This window comes from Pseudonocardia sp. CA-107938 (assembly GCF_050936315.1).
Taxonomy (GTDB): Bacteria; Actinomycetota; Actinomycetes; order Mycobacteriales; family Pseudonocardiaceae; genus Pseudonocardia.
In genome coordinates, this window is the sequence record NZ_JBNJNA010000001.1 from 2,959,105 (window position 1) to 2,985,717 (window position 26,613).

Here is a 26,613-nt window from a genome sequence, read left to right on the forward strand (position 1 = left end):
CGATTCTGGCCGATCACTCCGACGGCTGACGCGTCGCCGTGATCGGCGGGCCGAGCAGGCGGCCGCCGTGCCGTCGGCGCAGGCGGTCGAGCTCGTCCCGGTCCGGCGGGCCGGCCAGCCCGGCGAGGTAGGCGGCCTGGTCGGCGAGGAAGTCCTCGAGGCCGCCCGGCGTCGCGACGGTCAGCGCCCGCGCCGGCTCGCCCGTGGCGTTCACGAACGTGTGCGCCGTCCCGCGCGGCACCCAGGCGAAGTCGCCCTGGCCGAGGACGTGGCGCTCCGTGCCGACCTGCATCTCCAGCTCGCCGGACAGGACGTAGAACATCTCGTCCGACTGCTCGTGCAGGTGGAGGTCGGGGCCGGCCTGCCAGCCGTCCAGCCCGAACTCCAGGACGCTGACCAGGCCGGCCGACTCGCGGGCCCGGACGAGGAAGTCGCTCGACCCCGATCCTCGACGGACGAAAGCCGGCGCGCGCTCGTCTCCCATGCGCCGCAGTCTCGAACCTCGACCCGGCTGGAGGTCAACCCGTTTGCGTGACCTGCAGGACGTTGCCTTCGTGGTCACGCAGCCAGAACGTCGGGGGCACGGCGTCGCCGAAGCGGCTGACCTCGGCGTCCACGTCGACGCCGCGGGCCGTGAGCTCGGCGTGGTAGGCGTCGACGTCGGAGGTGTGCAGCGAGATGCCGGTCTGCTTGCCGCCCGCGGTGACGCCGGGCCCGGGAGGGCAGAGGGCGATCGTCGTGTCGGCGCCGGGCGGGGCGACCTCGATCCAGCGGAAGCCCGGCCCGAACGGCACCTCGACGCGCTTCTCGAGGCCGAGCCGTTCGGTGTAGAACTCGACCGCGCCGTCCTGGTCGGCGACCGGGACGATGACGTTGGCGATCTTGACGACGTGCGGGGTCATGCGTTCCTCCTCGTAGGTCGGGTGCGTCGGAGCAGCGTCGCGGCGAGCGCGAGCAGCCACAGCTGGGCGAGCACGGAGGCGAGCAGCCCGTAGATGACGGATCCGGGCATGAGGTCGGGGTCGAGGTACTGGCCGACGGCGGCGGCGAACGTGCCGGCGCCGATCACGATCCCCGCCCATGCCAACCAGGCGGGGTAGGCGTCGCGGAGCAGTCCCGCACCGACCAGCACCAGCGGCAGCCCGAACAGCAGGGCGACGGCGACCAGCGAGGGGCCGTGCGTGCCCGCGAGCACGGCCCTGGCGGCGCGCAGGAGATCGGCCTGCTCGGCCGGCGACGCGCCGGCGGCGGCGTGCGCGAGCTCGGGCAGCGCGAGCCCTTCGCTGGTGCTCTCCACCCCGAAGACCGCCAGCCCGGCAACGGCGCTGACCACGCCGATCCGCCCCAGCGCCCAGGCGACCGGGTCGGTGAACGAGCCGGCGGCGCCGATCGGGGCGGCCAGCCCGAGCAGCGCCGCGACGACGGCGGTGACGTGGACGAACGCGTAGTGCGGTCGGCCGCTCATGAAGTCGAGCGATGCGGTGGCGTCGGCGGCCGGGGTGTCGCCGTGCAGGATGCGGACCACCGCGAACACGCAGGCTCCGACGATCGTGCAGATCCCGCCGATGCGCAGTGCCGCCCGTTCCCGAGCCGCGTGCGGGGCCGACGTCTCCAGCGACATGGCGCTCCCTTCCCGGTCACTCCGTCGGACGGTCGAGCGGCGCGGGCGCGTAGTCGCCGAGCCCGCGGGCGATCAGGTCCAGCGCAGCCAGCGAGTTGTGCTCGGCGTGCCCGCGGGTCGGGGTCGGTGCTTCCAGGCCGGCCCGCAGGACAGCGATGAGCGCGGCCGCCGCGACGAAGGGCTCGGCTGATCCGGGTGGGGCGCCCACGTCGGCGGCGAGCTCCTCGGCCAGCACCGCCTCCCAGCGGGCGAACATGTCGCGGCGGTAGGACCGCAACGCGGGGCTGGCCTCGATCATCTCCAGGAACGCCGGGCCGGGCCGGGGCGGTGACCCGCGGCCGATCCGCTCGGCCCGGCGCTGGACGAACGCGCGGATGCCCTCGACGGCGGGCACGCCGGCACCGCGCTCGCGCAGGGCGGCGAGCAGCTCCGCGAGCAGCTCGTCCGCGGCGTCGAAGACCAGCGCGGCCTTGACCGGGAAGTGGTTGAACACCGTCTTCTCGGCGACCTCGGCCGCCGCGGCGACCTCGCTGACGGTCACGTGGTCGAACCCTCGTGCGAGGAACAGCTCCAGCGCCGCCTCGGCGATCGCGGCGCGGGTGCGCCGCCGCTTGCGATCCCGCAGCCCCTCATCGGGCACACCGCCCCCAGTTACAGTGACTAGATCTGTACAGTCACTGTAACTCCAGTGGGCGCGGCTCGTCCAGGGCTTCCTCGCCCGATCCAGGTCAGGGCTTGCGCGCGACCGCGGCCCACATCGCGTGGTCTCGCGTGGTCCACGTGTCGTCCGGGCCGGGCCGCCAGGCCTGCGGCGCCACGATGCCCGGCTCCAGCACGTCGAGCCCGGACAGGAGGTCGCGCACCTGGTCGAGCGTGCGCCCCCACCCCGGTACCCCGGCCCGCGTGTAGGCGTCGACCATGGCACGCATCTCGCCGGTGGAGTCGTGGTCGAACGTGCCGGCGGTGAGCGTCAGGTACGACCCGGACGGGACGGCTGCCAGCATCGTGGAGACCAGGCGCGTGACGGTGTCGTCGTCGAGGAAGTGCAGCAGCCCGATCACCGACACCGACACCGGACGGGACAGGTCCAGCGTCGCCCGCAGCGGCGGTGCGGCCAGGACGGCGCACGGGTCGTCGGGATGCCGGAGCCGATGTCGAGGAACTGGGTCACACCGGCCTCGGCGATGGTGCGGGCGGTGCGCTGCATGAACGCGCGCTGCGCCACGGCGGTGTCGCGCAGGGACGGCCACGCGGCCAGCGCGGCCTCGGCGGCCTCGCGGTCGGGTGGGTGGTTGGTCGTGCCGCCGAGCAGGTAGTCGTAGATGCGGGCCGAGTGCGCCCGATCGGTCATGAGGTCGATCGTGGGCACGTCGTCGGGCACGTCGCCTGCCTCCCCCTCGTCGGCGTCAGCGCAAGGATGCCGGACGTCGGGCCATCCGGGCGACCACCTGCTTCACGCCGATTTCGGTCAACGACGACAGCCCGCCCACCAGCGGGGCCGTGCGGTTGATGACGTGCTCGGCCGGTGCGACCAGCACCAGCCACACGCGCCGGGCGAGCGCGTCCTGCTCGGTCGCGCGCAGGCACCGCAGCCCACCTGCGTCGCACCATGACAGCCCGCTCAGGTCGATGACCAACCGGTCCTCGTGCGCCGAGCACTCCCGCAGGCCCGCCTGCAGCAGCTCCTCGAACTGCGCCCGGGTGTCCAGGTCCACCGCACCGACCACCCGCAGCACCAGCGCGACGCCGTCGACGGCCTCGCGCTCCGCTCGCAGCACGGCCTCGCCGCGCCTCCGCGTGCTCACCGGCACCTGCTCGGTCAGCCCGGGGTGCATTCTTGCCGGACCACGGTGGACTCCTCGGTCGCAGGGGTGTCGCCGAGTGCGCGGCGACGCCTCTCACCTGCCCGTTCAGCCCGTTCTCAAACCTGCGTCGGCACCGCGCTCCCGCCGGCCCGCCCGTCGAGCCGGCGCTCCATCCAGACCCGCCCGGGCCAGCCCGGCCGCTCCGCCGGCTCCCGGCCGATCTCGGCGAATCCCTGCTTGCGGTAGAAGCGTTCGGCGCGGGTGTTGCCGTCCATGTACTCGAGCCGGACGGCGGTCGTGGTCGCCGGCGGCAGGTCGAGCAGCGTGCTCATCAGGCCCGCGCCGACGCCGGTCCCGTGCTGCTCGGGCAGCACGTAGAGCCGCCAGATGACGGGGGTCTCCAGCCGCAGGTCGATGTTGCCCATGCCGACGACCGCGCCGCTGTCGTCCTGCGCGACGACGACCCGCGTGTCCTCCACGATCGCCAGCACCGACTCGGCGGTCCAGAACTTCGCCAGCCCGTCGGCGACGTACTCGGCGCCGGCGAAGCTCGTGTAGGTCACCGGCCAGGTGCGGAGCCCGATCGATCGGATGGCCTCGACGTCGCCGATGGCGGCGGGACGGATCTGCACCGTCCCACGATCGCCGCCGCCCGGTGCGCGGGCAAGTCCGGTCAGCGCGCCTCGATGCGCAGGCCGCCGTTCATGACCTCGCGGGTCATGTCCCGCTGCAGGAAGGCGTGCGGGAACCCGAGGTCGACAGCGCTGGCCTCGTCGAGGCGGGCGAGGTCCTTCTCGTCGAGCTCGACGTCGAGGGCGCCGAGGTTGTCCTCCAGCTGCGCGAGGGTGCGGGCGCCGACGATGGGTGCGGTGACGGCGGGGTTGCGCAGGGTCCAGGCGATCGCGACCTGCGACGGGCTGTGCCCGGTCGCGCCGGCGATGTCGCGGACGACGTCGGCGATGTCGAGCGAGCGCGCGGTGAGCGCCCCGTTGGCGGCGGCCACGTTCTTGCGGCTGCCGGCGGCACCGCTCGTGCCCTCGCCGAGCGCGAGGTCGTCGCGCGTGTACTTGCCGGTCAGCACACCGCTGGCCAGCGGGGACCACGGCACCACACCGAGCCCGAGCTCGCGCGCCATCGGGACGAGGTCCCGCTCGACGGTGCGTTCGGCCAGGTTGTACTCGATCTGCAGGGCCACCAGCGGGGACCAGCCACGCAGGTCGGCCACGGTCTGCATGCGGGCGACCTGCCACGCCGGGGTGTTGGAGATGCCCAGGTAGAGCACCTTGCCGGCGCGGACGAGGTCGTCGAGGGCGCGCATGATCTCCTCGACGGGCGTCGTGAAGTCCCAGGCGTGCAGGTAGAGCAGGTCGATGTAGTCGCTGTCGAAGCGGCGCAGGCTCTGCTCGACCGAGCCGATGATGCTCTTGCGGTGGTTGCCGCCGGAGTTGGGATCGCCGGGCCGGGTGATGCCGGAGAACTTGGTGGCGATGACGAGGCGGTCGCGCCGGCCCGCGGTCAGGTCGCCGATGAACCGCTCCGAGCTGCCGCCGGTGTAGACGTTCGCGGTGTCGACGAAGTTGCCGCCGCGGTCGAGGTAGGTGTCGAGGATGCGGCGCGACTCGTCGAGGTCGCTGCCCCAGCCCCAGTCGGTGCCGAAGGTCATCGTGCCCAGTGCCAGCGGGGAGACGCGCAGCCCCGACCGGCCCAGCAGGCGGTAGGTGTCGAGGGAGCGCGGGACGTTCGTGGTGGTCATGCCGACGAGTCTGCGGACGCTCCGCCGCCGCGTTCAGGGAGGAGAGTTCCTGGGAAGGCCGGTACCAGGATGTCGACCTACCATCGAGGGGTGACCGCGTCCGACACCGTCCAGCACGAGCTGGCGGCCTTCCTCCGCTCGCGGCGCGAGCGGCTCGACCCCGACCGGTCCGCGCTTCCCCGCCGCCGCGGGTGGCGCCGCACCCCGGGCCTGCGCCGCGAGGAGGTCGCCGAGCTGGCGGGGGTCAGCGTCGACTACGTGGTGCGGCTCGAACAGGGGCGGGCGGGAACGCCGTCGGCCGCCGTCCTGGACGCGCTGGCGGAGGCGCTGCAGCTGACCGACGACGAGCGCGCGTACGTGTTCGACCTGGCCGACCGGCGGTTGCCCGCACCGGCCGGCGCGCCGGACGCGGCCCTGGACCCGGCGCTGCACCGCCTGATCTCCGACCTGTCGCCGCGACCGGCGATGGTGATCGACCACCGCTACGACATCCGCGCCGCCAACCCCGAGATGACCCGCCTCATGATCGACGGGGTGTCGCTGCCGAACCCGCGGCACAACGTCCTGTGGCTGTGCATCCTCAACCCGATGCCCGCCGAGTACGCGCACATCCGCGAGACCACGGTCGCCGAGGGGGTGGCCGGCCTGCGGGCGGCGTGGGCGGCCCGCCCCGACGACGAGGGGCTGTCCGAGCTCGTGGCCGAGCTCATCGAGCGCAGCCCGGACTTCGCCCGCCGCTGGGCGGAACGGGACGTGCGCGTGAACGGCCGCGGGATCAAGGCCATCCACCACTCGACGGTGGGTCCGGTGGTGGTCGAGTTCGAGGGGCTGATCCCGATGCAGGACCCGGACCTGCGCGTCGTCGTCTACCGGGCCGCCGACGAGCGTTCGCAGCGCGCGCTCGACGCGCTGCGTGAGCAGGCTCAGCCGGCCGAGGCCAGCGCGTAGTCCGGCGCCTCGTCCGCGGTGACGAGGACGGTCAGCAGCCCGCTGCAGCGGATCCGCAGGTACTCGACGGGCGGGCCGCTGGGCGTCGTGAGGGTGAAGCGGCCGACGACGGTGGCGGTCTGGTGGCACTCCGGGCAGATCACGGTGTCGGTCATGGTTCCGGTCCTTCCGGGTCGGTGAGCCTCGGCGCTCACCTCCTCCACGAACGGCGGCGCCCGGTTTCGACACCCCGGCGCCCCGGGTCTCGGACCTGCGCGGACAACGGTTCGAACATCCCCGAAATCATCACGGTCCGTGCAATCGTGGACGCTCCCCGTGAATCGTTCGCTCCGTCTCTCGCGAGGGGACGGCTGCTAGGCTGCTCCGCGTCGAGGAGAATCAGGTGGGGGGCGCGCTGAATCGGCGCGGTTCGACGATGCCGGCGCATTCGGCATTGCTCGCGACACCCCGTCTGACGTGCGGTGATGTGCTGTGCAATCGGGGGAGAGGGTGACGATGGCGTACCTGGCTGCGGCCGTTGTGGTCGTCGGGGTGCTGGCCGTGCTGAATCTGCTGCTGTCGTACGGCGTGATTCGTCGGTTGCGGGAACACAGCGCGTTGTTGGCGCAGCGTCCGGCGGGATTGCCGAATGCGATCGCCGCGGCGGGTTCGGTGGTGGCCCCGTTCACGGCGACCACCGTCGACGGCCGCACGGTGGGAGTCGACCTCGCGCCCGGCACCCTGGTCGGCTTCTTCTCGCCCGGATGCAGCGCTTGCGTCGAGCAGCTGCCGCTGTTCGTCGACGCCGCCGCGGCGCACCCGGGCGGGCCGGAGCGGGTGCTCGCGGTGGTGCTCGGTGCCGCCGAGGGCGCCGAGAAGTACGTCGACGCGCTGTCGCCGCAGGCCACCGTGGTAGTGGACCGGCACGGGACGGAGATCGAGAACGCGTTCGCGGTCAGGGCGTACCCGGGGTTCGCGATGGTCGGCGACGGCCGGGTGGTGACCGTGTCGGGCCGGCTCGCGGAGGTCACCGCGGTGGCGAAGTCGGGTGTCTGACCCGGGCGCCCCGCCGGCTGCGGGGGTGGAGCCGTGACCGAGCTGGTCGGAGCCATCGGGGTGGGGTGCTGCTGGCTGGTCGCGGTGGTGTTCGCGATCTCCGCGACGGGCAAGCTGCGCACCGCTGCGGTGCGTGCGGCGTTCCGGCGGTCGGTGGCCGGCATGGCGGTGCTGCCCGCGGGCGTGGTCGGCCCGGTCGCGGCGGCCGTTCCGGTCCTGGAGGCGCTGGCCGCCGTGCTGCTCGTCGTGCCGCCGACCGCGGTGCTCGGATGCGGGCTGGCGCTGGTGCTGGTCGGCGCGTTCAGCACCGGGATCGTGATCGTCCTGCGGCGCGGGACGAAGGCCGCGTGCCTGTGCTTCGGCACCACCGAACGGCCGTACCGGGCCGCGCACCTCGTCCGGAACGGCCTGCTCGCCGCGGCCGCGCTCGCCGGCGCCGTCCTGTCCGGGTACCCCGTCGACCTGCTGGCCGCGCTGATCATGGTCGTGGGCGGCGTGCTCGTCGCGCTGGTGCTCGTCGCGTTCGACGACCTGCTCGATCTGTTCGGCGCGCCCGTCGAGTCCTAGTCCTAGGCGCGGACGCGGCGCACGACGCTGCCGAGCAGGTCGGACGTGGCGAAGTAGCCGACCGCGCGGGAGTCGAAGCTGGCGGCGGAGTTGTCGCCGAGCAGCACGAGCTTGCCCGGCGGCACGACCCGATCGGGCACCGGAATGCCCGGCGGCACCGGTTCGCCGGCGACGGCACCCACCCGCTTGATGACGTACCGGTGCTCCGCCGAGACCGGCGACAGCACCCCGCTCATCGGGCGCTCGATGACCACGACGTCGCCGGCGGAGACCGCCGTCCGGCGCCCGCGGCGGACGGCGAGCCGGTCGCCGTCGTGCAGCGTGGGCTCCATGCTCGGACCCTCGACGGTGACCAGTACCCAGGTCCGCCGCAGCCACCACAGTCCGACGGCCACCGAGAGCGTGACCACGCAGGCGAACACCGCTCGGGCACGCACAAGATCAGCCTACGCGCGTCGCAACGACGTCACACATGGTTGGGCCCGTTCACACATGTCCGAACGTGTGTGAACGGGCCTGACCATGTGTGACGTCGGGTTCACGTCACCTGCTGGCATCATCGGCGCATGGCTGATCCGCGACCGGCGCTGCGGTCCGCGCCGACGCTCGAGTCGGTGGCGGCGCTCGCCGGGGTGTCCAGGGCGACCGCGGGACGGGTGCTCGCGGGCTCGACGAAGGTGACCGAGCGGTCGCGCGAGGCGGTGCGCCGCGCGGCGGAGGAGCTCGGGTACGTGACGAACCGGGCGGCCCGGGCGCTGATGACGCGGCGCAGCGGCTCGATCGCGTTCGTCGTCGCCGAGCCGGAGGAACGGTTCTTCAACGACCCGCACTTCTCGCTGGCGCTGCGCGGTGCGCACGCCGCCGTCGCCGAGCATGACGTGCAGCTGGTGTTCTCGATCGTGCACCGGGACGCGGAGCGGGAGCGGTTCGAGCGCTTCGCCCGCGCCGGCCACCTCGACGGCGCGATACTGGCCTCGCTGCACGGTGACCACCCGCTGCCGCGCGCGCTGCAGGCGGCCGGGATCCCGGTGATCCTCATGGGTCGCCCGCTGGTGCCGGTGCCGGGCGTGAGCTACGTGTCCGCCGACAACGTCGGCGGTGGGCGGCTCGCGGCCGCCCGGCTGGCCGACCGCGGCCGCACCCGGCTGGCGACGATCACGGGCCCGCGCGACATGACGGCGGCGCTCGACCGCGAGTGCGGGTTCCTCGACGAGCTGGCGGGGCGCGGCATGACCGGCGCCGTCGTCGAGGGCGACTTCTCGATGGAGAGCGGGCGGCGGGCGATGGCGCAGCTGCTGGAGACCCATCCGCACGTCGACGGCGTGTTCGCGGCGAGCGACCTCATGGCGCTGGGTGCGTTCCAGGCGATCGTGGACGCCGGCCGCACGGTCGGTGGTGACGTCGCGGTCGTCGGGTTCGACGACTCGCCGCTGGCGGAGAGCGTCCGGCCCGGGCTGACGACGATCCGGCAGCCGGTCGTGGACATGGGTGCGACGCTGGCGATGCGCCTGCTGCGCACGATCGAGGACGGCGAGGTGCTGGACCCCGTGCTGGTCCCGGCGGAGCTCGTGGTGCGCGACAGCGCCTGATCGGCCGGCCGTGACCGGATTGCGACCGAATTCGGTGAGAGCGCTCTCTTGACTTGACCATGTGGCCGCAGCCACCCTGTCACCCGATCGTGAGAGCGCTCTCTCATCCCCGGTACCGGAGGCAATGATGCACATCCCAACCCCGCGCAGGCGCCGAGCCGTGGCGCTCGCCGCGCTCGCCACGAGCGCCGCACTGGCCGTCTCGGCGTGCGGCGGTTCCAGCGGCGGGACGTCCGCGGCCAGTGGCCCGGTCGAGATCACCGTGAGCCTCTTCGGCACGTTCGGCTACCAGGAGAACGGCCTGTTCGCCGAGTACGAGAAGGCGCACCCCGGCATCACGATCAAGTACGACTCCACGCAGAGCGACGACAAGTACTGGCCGGCGCTGCAGACCCGCCTGACGTCCGGCAAGGGTGCGTCCGACGTGCAGGGCATCGAGGTCGCCCGCATCTCCGACGTCGTCACGAACCAGCCGCAGCTGTGGACCGACCTGCGCGACACGCCGGCCGGGTCGGCCATCAACCGCTACGTGGACTGGAAGGAGAAGGCCGCCACGACGAAGGACGGCGCCGTCCTCGGCCTCGGCACCGACATCGGCCCGATGGCCATCTGCTACCGGAGCGACCTGCTCGGCGCGGCCGGGCTGCCCACCGAGCCGGCCGCGCTCGCCGCGCAGATGTCGACGTGGCAGGACTACGCCGCGCTCGGCCAGAAGTACAAGGCGGCCACCGGCAAGGCGTGGGTCGACTCCGCGTCCGGCTTCTACAACGCGATCGTCTCCACCGAGCAGAAGATCTACTACGACGAGGGCGGCAAGGTCATCGCGTCGTCGAACCCGGCCGTGAAGTCGGCGTTCGACACCGCGGCCGCCGCCGGGCAGGCCGGGCTGACCGCCCGGTTCGAGCAGTTCGTCGACCCGGGCTGGGACGCGGGCTTCGGTGCCGGCACGTTCGCCACGATCGCGTGCCCGTCCTGGATGATCGGCTACATCAAGGGCAAGGCCGGTGACGCCGGCTCCGGCAAGTGGAACGTGACGTCGCTGCCCGGCGGCAAGGGCGGCAACTGGGGCGGCTCCTACCTCGGCATCCCCGCGGCCAGCCCGCACAAGAAGGAGGCCGCCGAGCTGATCAGCTGGCTCACGGCCCCCGAGCAGCAGGTGCGCATCTTCAACGCGGTCGGCAACTTCCCGTCGACCAAGGACGCCATCTCGCAGGTCAGCGGCGCCACCGACAAGTTCTTCAACAACGCGCCGATCGGCAAGATCTACTCGGCAGCGACGACGGCGGCTCCGGTGCAGATCCTCGGCCCGGAGGACGGCGTGATCAAGAAGATCATGTCCGACAAGCTGCTGTCGGTGGAGGCGAACAACGTCCCGCCCGCCGACGCCTGGAACGCCGCCGTGCAGGCGATCACCCAGCAGGTCGGCTGACGGTGACGCTGTCGCTCGACCGCACGCCGAAGGCGGCCGTCCCGGAGCCCGGTGCTCCGGGGCGGCCGCCCTGGCGCGCGCGGCTCCACGCCTTCGAGGCCCGTTCCGCGCCCTACGTCTACGTCGCGCCGTTCTTCCTGGTGTTCGGGGCGTTCGGGCTCTTCCCGCTGATCTACACGGCCTGGGTGAGCCTGCACAAGTACAAGCTCGGCGGCTCGATGTCGTGGGTGGCGTTCGACAACTACGTCTGGCTGTTCACGAACCCGCAGTTCTGGAACTCCCTCTGGAAGACCATCACGATCGGCATCATCTCCACGGTGCCGCAGCTGCTGCTCGCACTCGGCCTCGCGCACCTGCTCAACTACAAGCTGCGCGGCCGGACGTTCTACCGGGTCGCGATGATCGTCCCGTACGCGACGTCGGTCGCCGCCGCGACGCTGGTGTTCGCGCAGCTCTTCGGCCGCGACGCCGGTGCGATCAACTGGCTGCTGTCGTTCGTCGGGATCGACGCGATCGACTGGCGCAACGGTGACTGGACGGCGCAGATCGCCATCTCGGTGATCATCACCTGGCGCTGGACGGGCTACAACGCGCTGATCTACCTGGCCGGCATGCAGTCGATCTCCCAGGACCTCTACGAGGCCGCAGCGCTGGACGGCGCGAACAAGTGGCAGCAGTTCCGCCACGTCACCCTGCCCGGGCTGCGCCCGACCATCCTGTTCACCATCGTCGTCTCCACGATCGGCGCCAGCCAGGTCTTCGGCGAGCCGCTGATCTTCGGCGGCGGCCAGCCGACCGGTGGGGCGCTCGGCCAGTACCAGACGCTCGGCCTGTTCATGTACCAGCAGGGATGGACGTTCGGCCAGCTCGGCCGGGCCGCGACCGTCGCGTGGGTGACCTTCGCCCTGATCGTCGTGCTGGTGCTGCTCAACACCTGGCTCGCCCGTCGACGGGAGCGCACGTCATGAGCGCGGTCGCCGAGATCGCCCCGCCGCTGGCCACCGGCGGACGCCGCCGGGGCACGGGCGCCCCGAACGTCGGGGGTCGCTGGACCTACGTCGCGCTGACGCTGACGGCGCTGGTGTTCGTGCTGCCCTTCTACTACATGATCGTCGCGGCGAGCCGGCCGATGGCGGAGATGGCGCAGCAGCCGCCACCGCTGACCCCCGGTCCGCTGCTGTTCACCAACATCGGCAAGGCGCTGGCCCAGCAGGACCTGGGCCTGGCGCTGACCAACTCGTTCATCGTCTCCGGCACCATCACGATCAGCACGGTGCTGCTGTGCACGCTGGCCGGGTTCGCGTTCGCGAAGCTGCGCTTCCGCGGCCGCGCCCAGCTGTTCGGGCTGGCCGTGGGCACGATGATGATCCCGCCGAGCCTGGGCGTCGTGCCGCTGTACAGCCTGATGGTGGACCTCGGCCTCGCCGGGTCGCTGGCGTCGGTGATCCTGCCGTCGCTGGTCGCGGCGTTCGGGGTGTTCTTCATGCGCCAGTACCTCGTCCAGTCGCTGCCCGACGAGCTGCTCGACGCCGCCAAGGTCGACGGCGCCACCACGCTGCGCACCTACTGGAGCATCGTGCTGCCCATCGCGCGGCCGGGCATGGCCGTGCTCGGCATGCTGACCTTCATGACGGCGTGGAACGACTTCTTCTGGCCCGTCATCACCCTCGACTCCTCCAACCCGACCGTGCAGGTCGCGCTGGGCAACCTCGGCACCGGCTACGTGCCCGACACCGGCGTGATCATGGCCGGCACCCTCGTCGGCACGCTGCCCGTCCTCGTCGTCTTCGCGCTGCTGGGCCGCCAGATCGTCGGCGGGATCATCGCCGGCGCCGTCAAGGCCTGATCCGTCCCTCACCCGAAAGGCACCATGACCGCGATCCAGCCCGCAGAGCTCTCCGAGACCCTGCGGTTCCCCGACGGCTTCCTCTGGGGCGCCGGCACGGCCGCCTACCAGATCGAGGGGGCGGTGGCCGAGGACGGCCGCACCCCGTCGATCTGGGACACGTTCGCCCATACCCCCGGCCGGGTGCTGGGCGGCGACACCGGCGACGTCGCGACCGACCACTACCACCGCTTCCGCGAGGACGTCGCGCTGATGGCCGACCTCGGCCTGACGGCGTACCGGTTCTCGGTGTCGTGGTCGCGGATCACCCCGCAGGTGACCGCCGCGGAGCTGGGCCCGGTCAACGAGGCCGGCTTGGCCTTCTACTCCGCGCTGGTCGACGAGCTGCTCGCGGCCGGCATCGCGCCGACCGTCACGCTCTACCACTGGGACCTGCCGCAGGCGCTGGAGGACGCGGGCGGCTGGCCGAACCGGGCGACGGCCGACCGGTTCGGCGAGTACGCCGCCGTCGTCGCGGCCGCGCTCGGCGACCGCGTCACCCGCTTCACCACGCTCAACGAGCCGTACTGCTCGTCCTACCTCGGCTACGGCAGCGGGGCGCACGCGCCCGGCCGCACCGACCACGCCGCAGCGCTGGCCGCCGTGCACCACCTCAACCTCGGCCACGGGCGCGCGGTCGCGGCGATCCGCGAGGCCGCTCCGCACGCGCACGTCAGCGTCACGTACAACCTCGCGTGGGTCCGCCCGGAGACCGACTCCGACCTCGATGCCGACGCCGCCCGCCGCGTCGACGGGCTGCAGAACCGGGTCTTCCTCGACCCGGTCCTGCACGGCCGCTACCCCGAGGACGTCATCGCCGACACGGCTTCGGTGTCGGACTGGTCGTTCGTGCTGCCGGGCGACCTCGAGGTGATCTCCGCCCCGATCGACGCCATCGGCGTCAACTACTACAACCCCACGCACGTGCGGCACTGGACGCGCGAGCGTCCCCGCGAGAACGCCGACGGCCACGACGACACCGGGGCGCGGCCGTGGGTGGCGTGCGACGACGTCGAGTTCCCCGTCCAGCGCGGCGCGCACCGCACCGCCATGGGGTGGACGGTCGACCCGCGCGGGCTCACCGAGCTGCTCCTGCGCGTCAGCAACGAGCGGCCCGGCATCGAGCTGATGGTGACCGAGAACGGCGCCGCCTACCCCGACGAACCGAACGCCGACGGGCAGATCGTCGACCACGACCGCATCGCCTACCTGCGGGGCCACATCGCCGCGGTGCACGACGCCCTCACCGCCGGTGCGCGCGTGACGGGCTACTACGTGTGGTCACTGCTGGACAACTTCGAATGGTCCTACGGCTACTCGAAGCGCTTCGGCATCGTCGCCGTCGACTACGCCACCCAGGCCCGCACGCCGAAGGCCAGCGCCCGTTTCTACGCCGGCGTCGCCCGGTCCGGGGAGGTTGATCGAGAAGGCGTGTGAACTGCCGACGAACAATTTTCGCCGGCAATTATCTGCGCTTTCTCCGCGGCATACCCGCTGGTCGAACATGATCGGCGGGTTTGTCGCGTGTCCAGGATGAACTACTCGACGTGACGGGGCACGTGCCTCCTGTGACGTTTTAGAAAACTCCGGTATTTGTTTGCGCGAACGGCCGGCCCCACTTAACGTGATGGGGGTCACCGCCTGGCCGGGCCGCGGTGACCCATCCTGATGAATCGTCGGCCCGGACCGTCGCGCTCGGTGTTGAGAGCGCTCTCACGGAGGTGCCATGGACACCGCGCCGACCCCCACCGAACGCACCGTGATCGGGATGTGGACCGACCTGCTGGGCAACGCGCCCGCCGGCACCGACGCGGACTTCTTCGAGCTGGGCGGCCAGTCGCTGACCCTGCTGCAGTTCATCGCGCGCGTGCAGGACACCTTCGGCGTCGAGCTGCCGGTCGAGATGCTCTTCTCCGAGGACCTCACGGTGGCGCTGGCCGCCCGCGCCATCGACGAGGCGCTCCTGACGAGCGTCGGGGACGACGAGCTGGCCGCCCTCATGGCCGAGCTGGACGGCCTGAGCGAGGAGCAGGTGCAAGCCCTGCTCGGCGAGCGGGGGAACGCCTGACGATGGCGACCATGCTGCTGGTCAGCCACGGCACGGACGGGGACGTGCTGCCGTTCGTCGGACTGGGCCGGTCGCTGGCCCGACGCGGCCACTCCGTGACCGTGCTGACCCACGCCCCGTACGCGGACGTGGTCGGCCGGGCCGGGCTGGACTTCGTCGCCATCGACACCGAGGAGGAGTACGAGCGGCAGCTCGCCGACACCACGGGCCTGCTGGCCGGTCGGGCGCCGGGCCGGTGGCTGGAGTTCTACCGGCGCAACGACCTGTTCGGCCAGACGCTCGCGGAGTTCCGGGCGCTGTGCGAGCGGCACGTTCCCGGAGAGACGGTGCTGATCGGGCGGCACACGTCGGCCGTCTCGGTGCTGATGGCGGCCGCGCGGCTGGGAGCGCCCGCCGCGTGGGTGGCGGTGTCGCCGGTGCAGGTGATGGGGGAGGCCGGCGCCCGCCTGCTCTACGCGACCACACTGCGGGCCGGGCTCGCCGAGGTGGCGGAGTCGGCCGGCCTGGGCCGCGACTGGGCCGCGCACGAGGCGGCGCCGCGGCTCGAGGTGGGCCTCTGGCCGCGGTGGTTCGACGACGCCGGCGCCCGGTCGCCGGCCCGCGTCCGGCTGACCGGCTTCCCGCTCGCCGACGACCAGCCGCGCCCGCTCGACCCGGCCGTTGTCGAGCTGCTCGCCGAGCGTCCGGCGCTGGTGAGCGGTGGCACCGGCCGGATGATGCACCCGCGCTTCTACGAGGTGGCCGTGCAGGCGTGCCGCGAGATGGACCGGCCGGCCCTGCTGGTGGTCCGGCACCGCGACCTCGTGCCGCACCCGCTCCCGGAGCGGATGCGCTGGGTGCCCGCGCTGCCGTTCCACGCGGTGCTGCCGCAGGTCGGCGTGCTGCTCCACCACGGCGGTGTCGGCACGCTGGCCCGCGCGCTCGCCGCCGGCACCCCGCAGGTGATCCTCGCCCACGGCGTCGACCGCCCGGACAATGCCGAACGCCTCGCCGCGCTGAGGCTGGCGCGCTGGCTGCCGGTCGAGGCGTGGGAACCGGACGCCGTGGCCGCGCTGCTGGCCGACGCCTCGCCCGGCGCCGCACCCGACCCCGGCGACGGTCTCGCGGGCGCCGCGACGGCGATGGAGGAGTTGCTGCACGCGCCGCTCGCGGTGCCCACGCCGCTGCCCGAACCGTCCGGACCGGCCGCCCCCGGCCGGCGCACGGCACTGCTGCGGCTGTTGGAGGCGCGCCGGTGAGGATCCTGCTCGCGCAGAACATGTTCTGGCACCGCACGCACGGCGGAGCCACCAAGTCCAACCGGATCATGCTGGAGGAGCTCGCCGCCCGCGGTCACGAGTGCCGGGTCGTCGCGCCGCTGACGGGCGAGCTGGGTCGCACCACCGTCGACGAGCTGTGCCGCGATCTGATGCCCGAGTCGGTGTCGCGGCACGAGGTTGTGGTGCGGACCGGCGGGGTGCTGGCGCACCTCGCACTGGAACCGTCCGGGCTCGCGGGGCTGGCCCGCCGGGTTGCCGAGGAGTTCGCGCCGGACTGGACGCTCGTCCCGTCCGACGATCCGGGCCTGCTCATGCTGGGCGTCGCCCACCGGGCGACGCCGGGCCGGGTCGTGTACCTGGCGCACACCCTCCAGCAGCTGCCGTTCGGGCCGCGGGCGTTCTACCCCAGCGAGCAGGGGACGCGGCTGGTGGCCCGCTCGGCCGGGGTGGTGGCGGTGAGCCGAACGGCGCAGGAGTACCTGCGCGCGTGGGGCGGCATCGACGCGACGGTGATCCGCCCGCACGTGTACGGGCCCGGCCCGCACCCGCGCCACCACGGCGAGCACGTCACGATGATCAACCCGTGCGGGTACAAGGGCCTGCCGATCTTCCTCGCGCTGGCCGACGCGCTGCCCGACACGCCGTTCCTGGCGGTGCCGACGTGGGGGACGACCGCTGCCGAGCTGGTCGAGCTGGCCCGGCGGCCCAACATCGAGCTGGCTCCGCCCACGGACGACATGGACGAGATCTGGGCGCGCGCCGAGGTCGTCGTGGTGCCGTCGCTGTGGGACGAGACGTTCGGCTACACGGCCGTCGAGCCGATGCTGCGCGGCATCCCCGTGCTGGCGGCCGACACCGAGGGGCTGCGCGAGGCCAAGCTGGGCGTGCCGCACCTGCTGCCGGTGCGTCGGATCGAGCGGTACTCCGCCGTCGGCGGCCGGCCCGAGCCGGTGATCCCCGAGCAGGACCCCGGCCCGTGGCTGCAGGCGTTGACGGCGCTGCTCACCGATCCCGCCCGCCACACCGAGCTGGCCGAACGCTCCCGCGTCGCCGCGGCGGCGTTCGTGGACTCGCTCGACCCGGGCCGGCTGGAGAGCTACCTGGCCGGCCTGGAGCCCGTCGCCCCGCAGGAACCGCCGCCCGTGTCGCGCCTGCCCACCGACCCGCGCCGGCTGGCCGCGCTCGCCCACCTGCTCACGAAGGAGCGACTGCCATGACAGTCCTGCCGCACGCCGTGCGCGAGGATCTCCTGACCGACGACGCCGGCCTGCTGCTGGTGATCCGGCACTTCGAGCTCAAGCTGCTCGAGCTGTTCGACCGCGGTCTGCTCAACGGGACGACGCACACCTGCCTGGGTCAGGAACACGTCCCGGTGGCGTTGGCCCCGCTGCTGACCGAAGCGGACTTCGTGTTCAGCAACCATCGCGGGCACGGCCACTACCTCGCGCTGCGCCGGGACCCGGCGGGGCTGCTCGCCGAGATCACCGGCCGGGCGGGCGCGGTCTGCGCGGGCGTCGGCGGCAGCCAGCACCTGCTGAACGGCCGGTACCTGTCGACCGGGGTGCAGGGGCAGAGCCTCCCCGTCGCCGTGGGCACCGCGCTGCATCTGGCCAGGTCCGAGCCCGGTGCGCTGGCCGTCGCGTTCATCGGCGACGGCACGTGGGGCGAGGGTGCGGTCTACGAGGCCCTCAACATGGCGTGCCTGTGGCGGCTGCCGCTGCTGGTCGTGGTCGAGAACAACGGGATCGCCCAGTCCACCCCGACGGCACTGGAGCTGGCCGGGACGATCGCCGGGCGGGCCGCCGCGTTCGGGGCCGTCCACCACGCCACCGCCACCGCCGACGTGGCCGGCCTGCGCGCGGAGGTCGCCCCGCTCGTCGCGGCCGTCCGGGCCGGGGCCGGGCCGCACGTGCTGGAGGTCGCCGTCCACCGGATCGGCCCGCACAGCAAGGGTGACGACACCCGGCCGGCGGAGGAGAAGCGCCGGGCGGCCAGGCACGACTGGTACGCGCCGCTGGCCGCGGCCCGCCCGGAGCTGGACGAGCGGGCCCGGCGGTTGGTCGACGACATCGCCGCCGACGTCCTGGCCCGCCCGCTCTCGGAATGGCGGGCCTGATGCGGGTGGCCGAGAGCGTCAACGCCGCGCTGCACAGCGCGCTGGCCGACGACCCGTCCCTGTACCTGCTGGGCGAGGACGTCCTGGATCCGTACGGCGGCGCGTTCAAGGTCACCAGGGGACTGTCGACCCGGTTCCCCGGACAGGTGCTGACCACCCCGCTCAGCGAGGGCGGGATCGTCGGGGTGGCCGCGGGCCTCGCGCTGGCGGGCGACCGGGCGATCGTCGAGATCATGTTCTCCGACTTCGTGACGCTCGCGTTCGACCAGATCGTGAACTTCGCAGCCAAGTCGGTGTCGATGTACGGGCGGCCCGTCCCCATGCCGCTGGTGGTGCGCTGCCCGACCGGCGGCGGCCGCGGCTACGGGCCGACGCACAGCCAGAGCCTGCAGAAGCACCTCGTCGGGGTGCCCGGCCTGGCGCTGTACGAGGTGTCGCCGTTCGACGACCACCACGACCTGTTCGCCACCATGCTCGGTCGCGGCGAGCCGTGCGTCCTGTTCGAGGACAAGATCCTCTACACCCGGCAGGTGTTCACCGGCGGCACGGTCGACGGCCTCTTCCGCTACGAGCGGGTCGGCGAGGTCACCCGCGTGCACGTGGGCGATCCGGCGGGCGCCGACGTCGCGCTGATCGTGCCCGGCGGCCTGGTCCACCGGGCGCTCGCGGCGATGCGCTCGCTGCTGCTGGAGGAGGAGATCTCCTGCCTGTTGCTGGTGCCGCGGCGGCTGTACCCGTTCGACGGCGACGCCGTCCGCGCGCTGCTCGGCGATGTCGGCGCGGTGGTCGTCGCCGAGGACGGCAGCGCCGGCGGCACCTGGGGAGCCGAGGTCGCCCACCAGCTCCACCAGCGGATGTGGGGGCAGCTGCGTCGCCCGGTGACGCTCGTGCACGCCGCCGACAGCGTGGTGCCCTCCGCCGCGCACCTGGAACACGCCGTCCTCGTCCAGGACACCGACCTCCGCCACGCCCTCCGGGAGACGTTCGTTGGCTGACATCACCATCCCCAAGCTCAACAACAACGACAGCGAGTACGTCATCGCCGGGTGGCTGGCGGAGGACGGCGCCGAGGTCGCGCCCGGCGAGCCGGTGGTGCTGGTCGAGACCTCGAAGGCGCTCGAAGAGGTGCTGTGCGAGGACGGCGGGGTGCTGCGCCGGTTCCTGCCGGCCGGTGCCACGTGCATGCCGGGCCAGGTCATCGGCCGGATCGGCGGCGACCCCGAACCGGTGAGCGCTCCCGTCACCACCGAGGAGGGCCCGACGATCACCGCGCCCGCCCGGGAGCTGATGGACGAGCACGGCATCACCGACGAGCAGGTCCGGGCGCTGGGGATCGCACTGGTCCGCCGCTCGGACGTCGAGGGCCTGCTGGACGCCGGACCGCTGGCCACGCCGCTGACCCCGGTGCAGCGCGGCATGGCCGCGACCGTGACCCGGTCCTGGCAGACGATCCCCGCCGCCTACACGGCGATCACCGTCGAGGTGGGGCCGGCGCTGGAACGCGCGAAGCAGCTGACCAAGGAGCTGCGGACCCTGGTGGGCCTGCCCGAGCTGCTCGTGCAGGCGATCGGCCGCGCGCACGCCGAGTTCCCCGAGATGTTCGCCGAGCTCGACGGGCAGCAGGTCCGGCCGCGCGACGCGCACGTCGCGATCACCATGGACCTCGGCTCCGGGCTGTACACCCCGGTCGTGCGCAACGCGGACCGGCTGTCCCTCGCGGAGATCTCCGCGGCGGCGATGCGGCTGCGCATGACCGCGATGCGCGGCACGTTCACCAGCGACGACCTCGCCGACTCGACCATCCTGCTGGCCCTCAACACCGACGCGGCCGCCGTCGTCGCCGTGCCGATCGTCTTCCCCGGCCACGCGTGCGCGGTGTCGCTGTGCGCGCCGCGGCCGGAGCTGGCGCTGGCCGGCGACGGGTCCGTCGTCACGCGCACGGTCGTGACGTTGGGGCTGGCCTACGACCACCGACTCGTCACCGGCCGGGACGCGCTGCGGTTCCTGGCCGCGCTGCGCGACGCGCTGCAAGCGGAGGTTCCCGCATGACCACGACCAGCAACCTGCGCGACCTGTCGCCCGAACGGCTCGCGGCACTGGCCCGGCTGCGGGCCCGCAGGACCGGCATCGTCCGCGTCCCCCGCGACGGCGGCCCGCTGCCGTGTTCGTTCGAGCAGCGGCGGATGTGGCTGGCCGAGCAGGTCGACCCGGACGCCGCCGTCAACGTGACGGCCGGACTGGCGTTCCACGGTCCGCTCGACCTGGACGCGCTGCGGACGGCGGTCACCGCACTGGTGTCGCGGCACGAGGTGCTGCGGACCGTGCTGGTGGACGTCGAGGGCGAACCGTGGCAGCAGGTCCTGCCCGAGATCGACCCGCCGCTGACCGTCGTCGACCTGTCCGGCGCGGACGACGGCGAGGCACGGGCCGAGACGCTGGCCCGCCGCGCTGCGGGGGAGCGGTTCGACCGGGCCCGCGCGCCGCTGTTCCGGGCGCACCTCTACCGGCTCGCCGACGAGGAGCACCGGCTCATGCTGGTGTGGCACCACGCGACCGCCGACGGCTGGTCGGTCGACAACGCGGTCGCCGAGCTGGCCGCGACCTACCGCGCGGCCGTCGCCGGCACGGTCACCGACCTGCCGGAACTCTCGATCCAGTACGCCGACTACGCCGCGTGGTCACGGTCGCGGTTCAGCGCGGACGTGCTCGGGACGCGCCTGACCCACTGGCGGGAGCTGCTGGCCGAGCCGCCGACGGCGCTGCACCCCGGCAGCCCCGCGCCCGGAGCCGCCGGCAGCGGTGAGGTGGTCCTCGAGATCCCGGCTGAGCTGGCCGTGGCCGTCCAGCGGGCCGGGGGCCCGCGCACCACGCCGTACGCGGCGTTCCTGACCGCCTACCAGGCACTGCTGGCGCGGCTCACCGGCGACCGCACGGTCACGGTCGGCACCGTGACCGGCGGGCGCGGACGCACCGAGCTGGAACCGCTGATCGGCTGCTTCATCAACCTGCTGCCGCTGCGCACCGAGCTGGACCCGGTCCTGCCCTTCCGGGACGCCGCCGCGCGCGTCCGGTCCGCGCTGGCCGTGGCGCTGGCCAACGAGGTGCCGTTCGACGAGCTGACCTCGGCGCTCGACACCGGACGCGGCGACCGGGTGGCTGCGTTGTTCCAGAGCGCCGTGGTCTGGCAGCAGGCGCACACCGAGCGGCAGGACTGGTCGGCGGAGCTCGCCGTCGAGTGGTGGGACCGGCCCCTCGACGAGGCCGCGTTCGACCTGGCCCTGATCGTGCGGGAGCTACCGACGGGCTACCAGCTGTGCTTCCGCTACCGCCGCGACCGGTTCGCCGCACCGGTCGTCGAGCAGGTCGGGGCGCTGTTCCGCGTCCTGCTGGAGGCGATCGCGGCGGCGCCCGACGCACCACTGGCCGACCACGACCTGCTCACCGCCGCCGACCGGCAGCGGCTGGCGGACTGGAACGCCACGGGCACCGTCGCACCGCCGTGGCCGCTGCTGCACCGCGTGATCGACGGGCACGACCCGGCCGCGGCCGCCGTCGTCTTCGGGGACACCACCCTCACTTACGGCGACCTGGCCACCGACTCGACGCGCCTGGCCCACCACCTGCGCCGTTCCGTGGTGCCGGACCGGCCCGTCGGGATCTGCCTGGAGCAGTCCGCGCAGACGGCGATCGCGCTGTTCGGGGTGCTCAAGGCGGGCGCGCCGTACCTGCCGCTCGACCCGGAGGCGCCGGACCGGCGGCTGGAGTGGCTGCTCGCCGACTCCGGCGCGCCCACCCTCGTCACGACGTCGACGATGCGGCCCAGGTTCGCGGGGTACCCGGGCCGCATCGTCTGCCTCGACACCGACCCGTGGCGCGCCGAGCCCGCCACGGCCCTGCCGGAGACCACGACGGGCGCGGACCTCGCCTACGTCGTCTACACCTCCGGCTCCACCGGCACGCCGAAGGGCGTCGCGGTGCAGCACCGGCAGGTGCTCAACTACCTCGAAGGCGTCCGGCAGCGGTTCGAGATCGTGCCGGGCGCGACGTTCGGGCTCATGCAGTCGCTGAGCTTCGACTTCGGCATCACGACGTTCTACCTGGCGCTGGCCGCCGGCGGCACGGTCCGCATGATCCCGCGCCGCGCGTCGGGCGCCGAGCTCGCCGACGTCGTGGCCGGGCCCGGCCTGGACTACCTCAAGCTCACCCCGTCGCACCTGGCGGCGCTCGCCGACGACGTGGGCGCGGCGGCGCTGCTGCCCCGGCGGGCGTTGATCCTGGGCGGTGAGGCGTCGACGACGGCCTGGGCGCGCGAGCTCGCGCGGCTCGGGACCTGCGCGGTGCACAACCACTACGGACCCACGGAGGCGACCGTCGGCGTCACCACCTGGCGGGTGACCGACGACGGCGAGGCCGGCGCGACCAGCCCGATCGGCCGCCCGCTGCCCGGCGCGCGCATCCACCTGCTGGACGAGGGGCTGCGGCCGGTGCCGCCCGGCACGGTCGGGGAGATCTGCATCGGCGGGGACCGGCTGGCCCGCGGCTACCTGGGCCGGCCGGAGCTGACCGCCGAGCGGTTCGTCGCCGCGCCGCTCGTCGGCGAGGATCGCGTGTACCGGACGGGCGACCTCGGCCGGCACCTGCCGGACGGCGCCATCGAGTTCCTCGGGCGCCGCGACCACCAGGTCAAGATCCGCGGCTACCGGGTCGAGCTGGGCGAGATCGAGGCGGCGCTCGCCGGGTGCGCGGGCGTGTCCCGCGCGGTCGTCGTCGTGCGCGAGGACCGGCTGGTCGCCTACCTGGAAGGGACCCTCGGCACGCCGGCGTCCGAGTTGCGCGCGGAGCTGGCCGAGCGGCTGCCCGACTACATGGTGCCCGGCCGGTTCGTGTGGCTGCCGCGGCTGCCGCTGCAGGCGCACGGCAAGGTCGACCGGGCCCGGCTGCCCGAGCCGGCGGAGGAGCGTTCCACGGACTTCGTCGCACCGGACGGGCCCCTGGAGGAGACGATCGCGCAGGTCTGGGCCGCGGTGCTGAAGGTGGACCGGGTCGGCGCGCTCGACGACTTCTTCGACCTGGGCGGGCACTCGCTGCTGGCCACCCAGGTCGTCGCCCGGCTGCGGAAGGAGCTGCCGCGGCCCGTCACCGTCGTGGAGCTGTTCCGCGAGCCGACGGTGCGGGCGCTGGCCCGGCTCGCCGCCGCCGAGGAGACCGGCGAGCGCCCGCTGCTGCACGAGCTGACCCGCCGCGGCGGGGTGCCGCCGACCCGCACCTACGTGTGCGTCCCGTACGGCGGGGCCAGCGCGGTGGTGTTCCAGCCGCTCGCCGACGCATTGCCCGCCGGGAACGCGCTGCTCGCCGTCGCCGTGCCGGGGCACGAGCTGGCCGTCGAGGAGGAGACGCAGCCGATCGAGACGGTGGCGCAGCGGTGCGTCGCGGAGATCCTGGAGTCGGTGACCGGCCCGCTCGTCCTGTACGGGCACTGCGGCCCGGGCGCCGCGCTCACGCTGGAGATCGCCCGCACCCTCCAGGCGGCAGGCCGTCCGGTGGAGGCGGTCTACCTGGGCGGGGTGTTCCCCTTCGCCCGACCGGACGGGAAGGTGCTGGGCCCGCTCTACCGCGCGCTGCGGATCGAGCGGCTGCGCAGCGACGCGGTGTACGCCAACTGGTTGCAGTCCATCGGCGCCGACGTCGGCGACGGCGAGCAGCGCCGGTTCCTGGTGCGGACGATGCGCCGGGACGCCGAGCTGGCGGAGGAGTACTTCACGCGGCTGCTCGCCGAGCATGCGGAGCCGCTGACCGCGCCGATCATCTGCGTGGTGGGGGAGAAGGACCCCGGCACCGAGTTCTACCGCGAGCGCTACCGGGAGTGGAACTTCCTGACGTCCGCGACCGGCCTGGTCGTGCTGGACGAGGCAGGGCACTACTTCCTCCGGTACCGGGCGGAGGAGCTCGCCGGGATCGTCACGACCGTCCACCTCGATCCGCCGGAGCGGCAACCCGACGACACCTGGTGGGTGGAGGCCGCCGTCGGCGAGCCCCCACGGTCCGGGGGTGCGGCAGTCGCGCCGAGCATGGGCCGGTTCCTCACCGTGGCCGCCGGGCAGATGGTGTCGATGATCGGCACCGCGCTCACCGAGTACGCGGTCCCGCTGTGGGTCTACCTGCAGACCGGCTCGATCACGCGGTTCACGCTGTTCGCGCTGGTCGCGTTGCTGCCCGGGCTGGTGGCGGCGCCGCTGATCGGGGCGCTCGTGGACCGCGGCGACCGGCGCAAGGCGCTGCTCGCGAGCGGGATCGCCGCCGGCACGATCCAGGCGGTGCTGCTGACCCAGCTCGTCGTCACCGGCGATCTCGGCTCGACCAGCCTGTACCTGCTGCTGGCCGCCCTGTCGGTGGCGCTCACCGCGCAACGGCTCGCCTATGGGTCGGCGGTGCCGCAGCTCATCCCGAAGCGGTACATGGGCCACGCCAACGGCGTCGTGCAGTTCACGATGGGCATCGCCCGGTTCATGGTGCCGGTGTTCGCGGTCGCCCTGATGGCCGCGTTCGGGCTGCAGCTGCTCCTGCTCCTGGACGTGCTGTCGTACGTCGCCGCGACCGCCGTGCTGCTGCTCGTCCGCTTCCCGTCGACGCTGCCGTGGCGGCCGCGCGAGGACCTGCTCACCGAGATCCGGCACGGCTTCTCCTACCTGTGGGTGCGGCCGGGCCTGCGCGCGATGGTCGGCTACTTCTTCGTGCTGAACGTCCTGCTCGGTGCCGTGTTCGTGCTGATCTCGCCGCTGGCCCTGTCCGTGGGGGACCTCGCCGACGCGGGCTGGGTCGCCATGATCGCCGGGATCGGCGCGACGGTCGGTGGCGCGGCGATGGCGCTGTGGGGCGGGCCGCGCCGGCGCCGGATGACCGGGATGCTGGTGTCCACGCTGTGCTTCGCCGCGTTCTGCGCGGTGACCGGCCTGCGCCCGTCGCTGCCGGTGATCGCGGTCGGCGTGTTCGGCATGTGCCTGATGATGGCGGTCGTCGACGGCATCTGGATGACGGTGATCCACACCAAGGTCCCGCACCGCTTCCACGCCCGCGTACTGGCGGTCAACCAGGCCATCGCGATGTCCACCCAGCCGTTGGGGTTCATCGTGGTCGCGCCGCTGGCCCCGGCGCTCGGACCGTTGCTGGGCACCACCCCGGCCCGCGGCATCGGGCTGCTCTACCTGCTGTGCGGTCTCGCGATCGCGGTCTGGACGGTCGCGGCGCTCCGCTTCCGCCCGCTCGCCCGGTTCGACCGCGACACGCCCGACGCCGCTCCGGACGACGTCGTCGGCCTGGAGCACCTGGCGGGCCGGCGCACCCGGGTGCCGGTGTGAGCCTGCGCATCGGGCTCGTCCCGGGCGTCTGGTCGTACGGCATCGGCTCGCTCGCCACGGTGCTGTCCGTCCAGGAGGCTGCGGTCGCGGCGGGCGACACGCCCGTCGTGTTCGCGAGCCCGCACTTCCGGCCGATGTTGCGGCGGCTGGGCGTCGAGTGGGTGGACCTGCCGGGGCGCGCCACCGCGGACTACCCCGACGGGAGCGCGGTGCTGCGCCTCGACGACCTCCTGTCCGAGTCGGCGTACACCGACGCGGACTTCGTCGAGGAGCTGGTCCGCGCGCAGACCGACGCGTTCGCGGCGCACGGCGTCGACGTCGTCTTCCACGACTACGACCTGACCTCCGTGGTCGCGGCGAACCGGCTCGGGATCCCCGTCGTCTCCCCGGTGACCTGGCCCGACCATCGCCTCTTCGGTGCTGGCGCGGCGGGCCACCAACCGCCGGCCACCACGGCCGTCGACGCGTTCGCCCCGGTGCTGGGCCACGATGCGCCCGGCTCGCTGTCGGAGCTGCTGTTCGACCGGAGCACCGCGCTGGTCTTCCCGCTGCCGGAGGTCATGGACCCGATCGTGGCGCTGCACGCCCGCGGCGAGTACGTCGGCCGGCTGCACTGCCGCCGGCTGGAGATGGACGTCGACCTGCCGGCGGGGTCGTGGCCGCGCCCGGGCCGGCTGGGCGTGCTCGCCTACACGAGCGGGCCCCCGTTCGACGGCGACCACTACCTGCGCAGCATGCTCGACGCGTTCGAGGGCACCGAGATCGACGCCCTGATCACCACCGGCCGACCTGGGCCCGGAACGTCGTGGACGTCCCCCGCCGGCAACGTCCGGACCGTGCCGCTGGCGCCGCTGGGGCGGCTGCTGGCCGACGCCGACGTCCTGGTCTGCCACGGCGGCCGCAACACCCTCGCCGCCGCGGTCGCCCATGGCGTGCCCGCGCTGGTCTTCGCCGGCGCCGACCCGGAGCGGGGGTACTTCGCCGACATGCTCGCCCGGCAGGGCCTCGCCCTCGACTGCGCGGCCGCGGACTGGGCACCGGACCGGCTGCGGACGCTCGTCCGGTCGGCCGCCGACACCCGCACCGACCCGGCCACCGATCCGTCGCCACCGGGGGCGCGGCGGATCGTCGAGCTCGCCCGCTCGCTCACGCCGACCCCGGCCCACCGCTGACCGGGAGGACC

Annotated in this window: 25 protein-coding genes and 1 pseudogene; 16 read left to right on the forward strand and 10 right to left on the reverse strand. The window is 73.4% G+C overall.

Features of this window, described 5'->3' with window-relative positions; translation table 11 throughout:
- Positions 1-13 precede the first annotated feature (13 nt).
- The 8 genes and pseudogenes from ACQEVB_RS14735 to ACQEVB_RS14770 all read right to left on the reverse strand — a co-directional run bounded on the left by ACQEVB_RS14735 (position 14) and on the right by ACQEVB_RS14770 (position 5,179).
- Positions 14-484 (reverse strand): cupin domain-containing protein, encoded by a 471-nt coding sequence (locus ACQEVB_RS14735; RefSeq protein ID WP_432970597.1) that lies wholly within the window; start codon positions 482-484, stop codon positions 14-16.
- A gap of 34 nt (positions 485-518) precedes the next feature.
- Entirely contained in the window at positions 519-902 is a 384-nt protein-coding gene (locus ACQEVB_RS14740) for a VOC family protein (protein WP_432970600.1), read from the reverse strand.
- Positions 899-1,621, reverse strand: a complete 723-nt coding sequence (locus ACQEVB_RS14745) for a hypothetical protein (RefSeq protein WP_432970603.1) — start codon at positions 1,619-1,621, stop codon at positions 899-901. Before ACQEVB_RS14745 ends, ACQEVB_RS14740 begins: the two co-directional genes overlap by 4 nt.
- Before the next feature lie 16 nt (positions 1,622-1,637).
- Positions 1,638-2,261: a TetR/AcrR family transcriptional regulator gene (locus ACQEVB_RS14750; protein WP_432970606.1), complete on the reverse strand. Its 624-nt coding sequence runs from the start codon at positions 2,259-2,261 to the stop codon at positions 1,638-1,640.
- 88 nt (positions 2,262-2,349) lie between these two features.
- Positions 2,350-2,972: pseudogene (locus tag ACQEVB_RS14755) on the reverse strand (SAM-dependent methyltransferase).
- A gap of 55 nt (positions 2,973-3,027) precedes the next feature.
- Positions 3,028-3,426 (reverse strand): STAS domain-containing protein, encoded by a 399-nt coding sequence (locus ACQEVB_RS14760; RefSeq protein WP_432970609.1) that lies wholly within the window; start codon positions 3,424-3,426, stop codon positions 3,028-3,030.
- 116 nt (positions 3,427-3,542) lie between these two features.
- Positions 3,543-4,058, reverse strand: a complete 516-nt coding sequence (locus tag ACQEVB_RS14765; protein ID WP_432970612.1) for an N-acetyltransferase family protein — start codon at positions 4,056-4,058, stop codon at positions 3,543-3,545.
- A gap of 41 nt (positions 4,059-4,099) precedes the next feature.
- A complete protein-coding gene (locus ACQEVB_RS14770; protein ID WP_432970615.1) occupies positions 4,100-5,179 on the reverse strand; it encodes an aldo/keto reductase in 1,080 nt (359 codons plus the stop codon).
- 90 nt (positions 5,180-5,269) lie between these two features.
- Here ACQEVB_RS14770 and ACQEVB_RS14775 point away from each other — a divergent pair, with 90 nt between their 5' ends.
- Positions 5,270-6,127, forward strand: a complete 858-nt coding sequence (locus tag ACQEVB_RS14775; RefSeq protein ID WP_432970618.1) for a helix-turn-helix domain-containing protein — start codon at positions 5,270-5,272, stop codon at positions 6,125-6,127.
- Here the strand turns inward: ACQEVB_RS14775 and ACQEVB_RS14780 are convergent.
- Positions 6,103-6,282, reverse strand: coding sequence for a hypothetical protein (locus ACQEVB_RS14780; RefSeq protein WP_432970621.1), 180 nt, complete (start codon positions 6,280-6,282; stop codon positions 6,103-6,105). The two genes, ACQEVB_RS14775 and ACQEVB_RS14780, sit on opposite strands and share 25 nt — an antisense overlap.
- A gap of 340 nt (positions 6,283-6,622) precedes the next feature.
- Here ACQEVB_RS14780 and ACQEVB_RS14785 point away from each other — a divergent pair, with 340 nt between their 5' ends.
- Complete coding sequence (locus ACQEVB_RS14785) at positions 6,623-7,162, forward strand: hypothetical protein (protein WP_432970624.1); 540 nt, start codon at positions 6,623-6,625, stop codon at positions 7,160-7,162.
- 33 nt (positions 7,163-7,195) lie between these two features.
- The gene (locus ACQEVB_RS14790; RefSeq protein WP_432970627.1) at positions 7,196-7,729 is read left to right on the forward strand and encodes a MauE/DoxX family redox-associated membrane protein; all 534 of its coding nucleotides are present in this window, start codon (positions 7,196-7,198) and stop codon (positions 7,727-7,729) included.
- A 2-nt stretch (positions 7,730-7,731) separates the two neighbouring features.
- On the opposite strand, the gene ACQEVB_RS14795 is transcribed toward ACQEVB_RS14790, so the two are convergent.
- A complete protein-coding gene (locus tag ACQEVB_RS14795) occupies positions 7,732-8,166 on the reverse strand; it encodes a S26 family signal peptidase (RefSeq protein WP_432970630.1) in 435 nt (144 codons plus the stop codon).
- Positions 8,167-8,295: 129 nt separating this feature from the next.
- Here ACQEVB_RS14795 and ACQEVB_RS14800 point away from each other — a divergent pair, with 129 nt between their 5' ends.
- The 13 genes from ACQEVB_RS14800 (at position 8,296) to ACQEVB_RS14860 (ending at position 26,602) form a co-directional block, all read left to right on the forward strand.
- Positions 8,296-9,318, forward strand: coding sequence for a LacI family DNA-binding transcriptional regulator (locus ACQEVB_RS14800; RefSeq protein WP_432970633.1), 1,023 nt, complete (start codon positions 8,296-8,298; stop codon positions 9,316-9,318).
- A 127-nt stretch (positions 9,319-9,445) separates the two neighbouring features.
- On the forward strand, positions 9,446-10,747 hold the full coding sequence (locus ACQEVB_RS14805; protein WP_432970636.1) for an ABC transporter substrate-binding protein: 1,302 nt from the start codon (positions 9,446-9,448) through the stop codon (positions 10,745-10,747).
- A 2-nt stretch (positions 10,748-10,749) separates the two neighbouring features.
- Positions 10,750-11,715: a carbohydrate ABC transporter permease gene (locus tag ACQEVB_RS14810; RefSeq protein ID WP_432970639.1), complete on the forward strand. Its 966-nt coding sequence runs from the start codon at positions 10,750-10,752 to the stop codon at positions 11,713-11,715.
- On the forward strand, positions 11,712-12,593 hold the full coding sequence (locus ACQEVB_RS14815; RefSeq protein WP_432970642.1) for a carbohydrate ABC transporter permease: 882 nt from the start codon (positions 11,712-11,714) through the stop codon (positions 12,591-12,593). The genes ACQEVB_RS14810 and ACQEVB_RS14815 overlap by 4 nt, the downstream gene beginning before the upstream one ends.
- Before the next feature lie 24 nt (positions 12,594-12,617).
- Entirely contained in the window at positions 12,618-14,069 is a 1,452-nt protein-coding gene (locus ACQEVB_RS14820) for a GH1 family beta-glucosidase (protein WP_432970645.1), read from the forward strand.
- A gap of 289 nt (positions 14,070-14,358) precedes the next feature.
- Positions 14,359-14,700, forward strand: coding sequence for a phosphopantetheine-binding protein (locus tag ACQEVB_RS14825; protein WP_432970648.1), 342 nt, complete (start codon positions 14,359-14,361; stop codon positions 14,698-14,700).
- Positions 14,701-14,711: 11 nt separating this feature from the next.
- On the forward strand, positions 14,712-15,938 hold the full coding sequence (locus ACQEVB_RS14830; RefSeq protein ID WP_432970651.1) for a glycosyltransferase: 1,227 nt from the start codon (positions 14,712-14,714) through the stop codon (positions 15,936-15,938).
- Positions 15,935-17,176 carry a glycosyltransferase gene (locus ACQEVB_RS14835; protein ID WP_432970654.1) on the forward strand — a complete coding sequence of 414 codons (1,242 nt, stop codon included), beginning with the start codon at positions 15,935-15,937 and terminating at the stop codon, positions 17,174-17,176. Before ACQEVB_RS14830 ends, ACQEVB_RS14835 begins: the two co-directional genes overlap by 4 nt.
- Entirely contained in the window at positions 17,173-18,075 is a 903-nt protein-coding gene (locus tag ACQEVB_RS14840) for a thiamine pyrophosphate-dependent dehydrogenase E1 component subunit alpha (protein ID WP_432970657.1), read from the forward strand. Before ACQEVB_RS14835 ends, ACQEVB_RS14840 begins: the two co-directional genes overlap by 4 nt.
- Positions 18,063-19,070, forward strand: coding sequence for an alpha-ketoacid dehydrogenase subunit beta (locus tag ACQEVB_RS14845; RefSeq protein ID WP_432970660.1), 1,008 nt, complete (start codon positions 18,063-18,065; stop codon positions 19,068-19,070). Before ACQEVB_RS14840 ends, ACQEVB_RS14845 begins: the two co-directional genes overlap by 13 nt.
- Complete coding sequence (locus ACQEVB_RS14850; protein ID WP_432970663.1) at positions 19,063-20,124, forward strand: 2-oxo acid dehydrogenase subunit E2; 1,062 nt, start codon at positions 19,063-19,065, stop codon at positions 20,122-20,124. The genes ACQEVB_RS14845 and ACQEVB_RS14850 overlap by 8 nt, the downstream gene beginning before the upstream one ends.
- Positions 20,121-25,430 carry a non-ribosomal peptide synthetase/MFS transporter gene (locus ACQEVB_RS14855; protein WP_432970666.1) on the forward strand — a complete coding sequence of 1,770 codons (5,310 nt, stop codon included), beginning with the start codon at positions 20,121-20,123 and terminating at the stop codon, positions 25,428-25,430. The genes ACQEVB_RS14850 and ACQEVB_RS14855 overlap by 4 nt, the downstream gene beginning before the upstream one ends.
- Entirely contained in the window at positions 25,427-26,602 is a 1,176-nt protein-coding gene (locus tag ACQEVB_RS14860; protein WP_432970669.1) for a glycosyltransferase, read from the forward strand. The genes ACQEVB_RS14855 and ACQEVB_RS14860 overlap by 4 nt, the downstream gene beginning before the upstream one ends.
- Positions 26,603-26,613: the final 11 nt, after the last annotated feature.

Excerpts from the sequence above, each read along its gene's own strand:
- ACQEVB_RS14745 (WP_432970603.1), bottom strand. The coding sequence starts at position 1,621 with ATGTCGCTGGAGACGTCGGCCCCGCACGCGGCTCGGGAACGGGCGGCA.
- ACQEVB_RS14735 (WP_432970597.1), bottom strand. The coding sequence starts at position 484 with ATGGGAGACGAGCGCGCGCCGGCTTTCGTCCGTCGAGGATCGGGGTCG.
- ACQEVB_RS14740 (WP_432970600.1), bottom strand. The coding sequence starts at position 902 with ATGACCCCGCACGTCGTCAAGATCGCCAACGTCATCGTCCCGGTCGCC.
- ACQEVB_RS14845 (WP_432970660.1), top strand. The coding sequence starts at position 18,063 with ATGGCGGGCCTGATGCGGGTGGCCGAGAGCGTCAACGCCGCGCTGCAC.
- ACQEVB_RS14770 (WP_432970615.1), bottom strand. The coding sequence starts at position 5,179 with ATGACCACCACGAACGTCCCGCGCTCCCTCGACACCTACCGCCTGCTG.
- ACQEVB_RS14805 (WP_432970636.1), top strand. The coding sequence starts at position 9,446 with ATGCACATCCCAACCCCGCGCAGGCGCCGAGCCGTGGCGCTCGCCGCG.
- ACQEVB_RS14820 (WP_432970645.1), top strand. The coding sequence starts at position 12,618 with ATGACCGCGATCCAGCCCGCAGAGCTCTCCGAGACCCTGCGGTTCCCC.
- ACQEVB_RS14800 (WP_432970633.1), top strand. The coding sequence starts at position 8,296 with ATGGCTGATCCGCGACCGGCGCTGCGGTCCGCGCCGACGCTCGAGTCG.
- ACQEVB_RS14815 (WP_432970642.1), top strand. The coding sequence starts at position 11,712 with ATGAGCGCGGTCGCCGAGATCGCCCCGCCGCTGGCCACCGGCGGACGC.
- ACQEVB_RS14830 (WP_432970651.1), top strand. The coding sequence starts at position 14,712 with ATGCTGCTGGTCAGCCACGGCACGGACGGGGACGTGCTGCCGTTCGTC.
- ACQEVB_RS14785 (WP_432970624.1), top strand. The coding sequence starts at position 6,623 with ATGGCGTACCTGGCTGCGGCCGTTGTGGTCGTCGGGGTGCTGGCCGTG.
- ACQEVB_RS14855 (WP_432970666.1), top strand. The coding sequence starts at position 20,121 with ATGACCACGACCAGCAACCTGCGCGACCTGTCGCCCGAACGGCTCGCG.
- ACQEVB_RS14840 (WP_432970657.1), top strand. The coding sequence starts at position 17,173 with ATGACAGTCCTGCCGCACGCCGTGCGCGAGGATCTCCTGACCGACGAC.
- ACQEVB_RS14825 (WP_432970648.1), top strand. The coding sequence starts at position 14,359 with ATGGACACCGCGCCGACCCCCACCGAACGCACCGTGATCGGGATGTGG.
- ACQEVB_RS14780 (WP_432970621.1), bottom strand. The coding sequence starts at position 6,282 with ATGACCGACACCGTGATCTGCCCGGAGTGCCACCAGACCGCCACCGTC.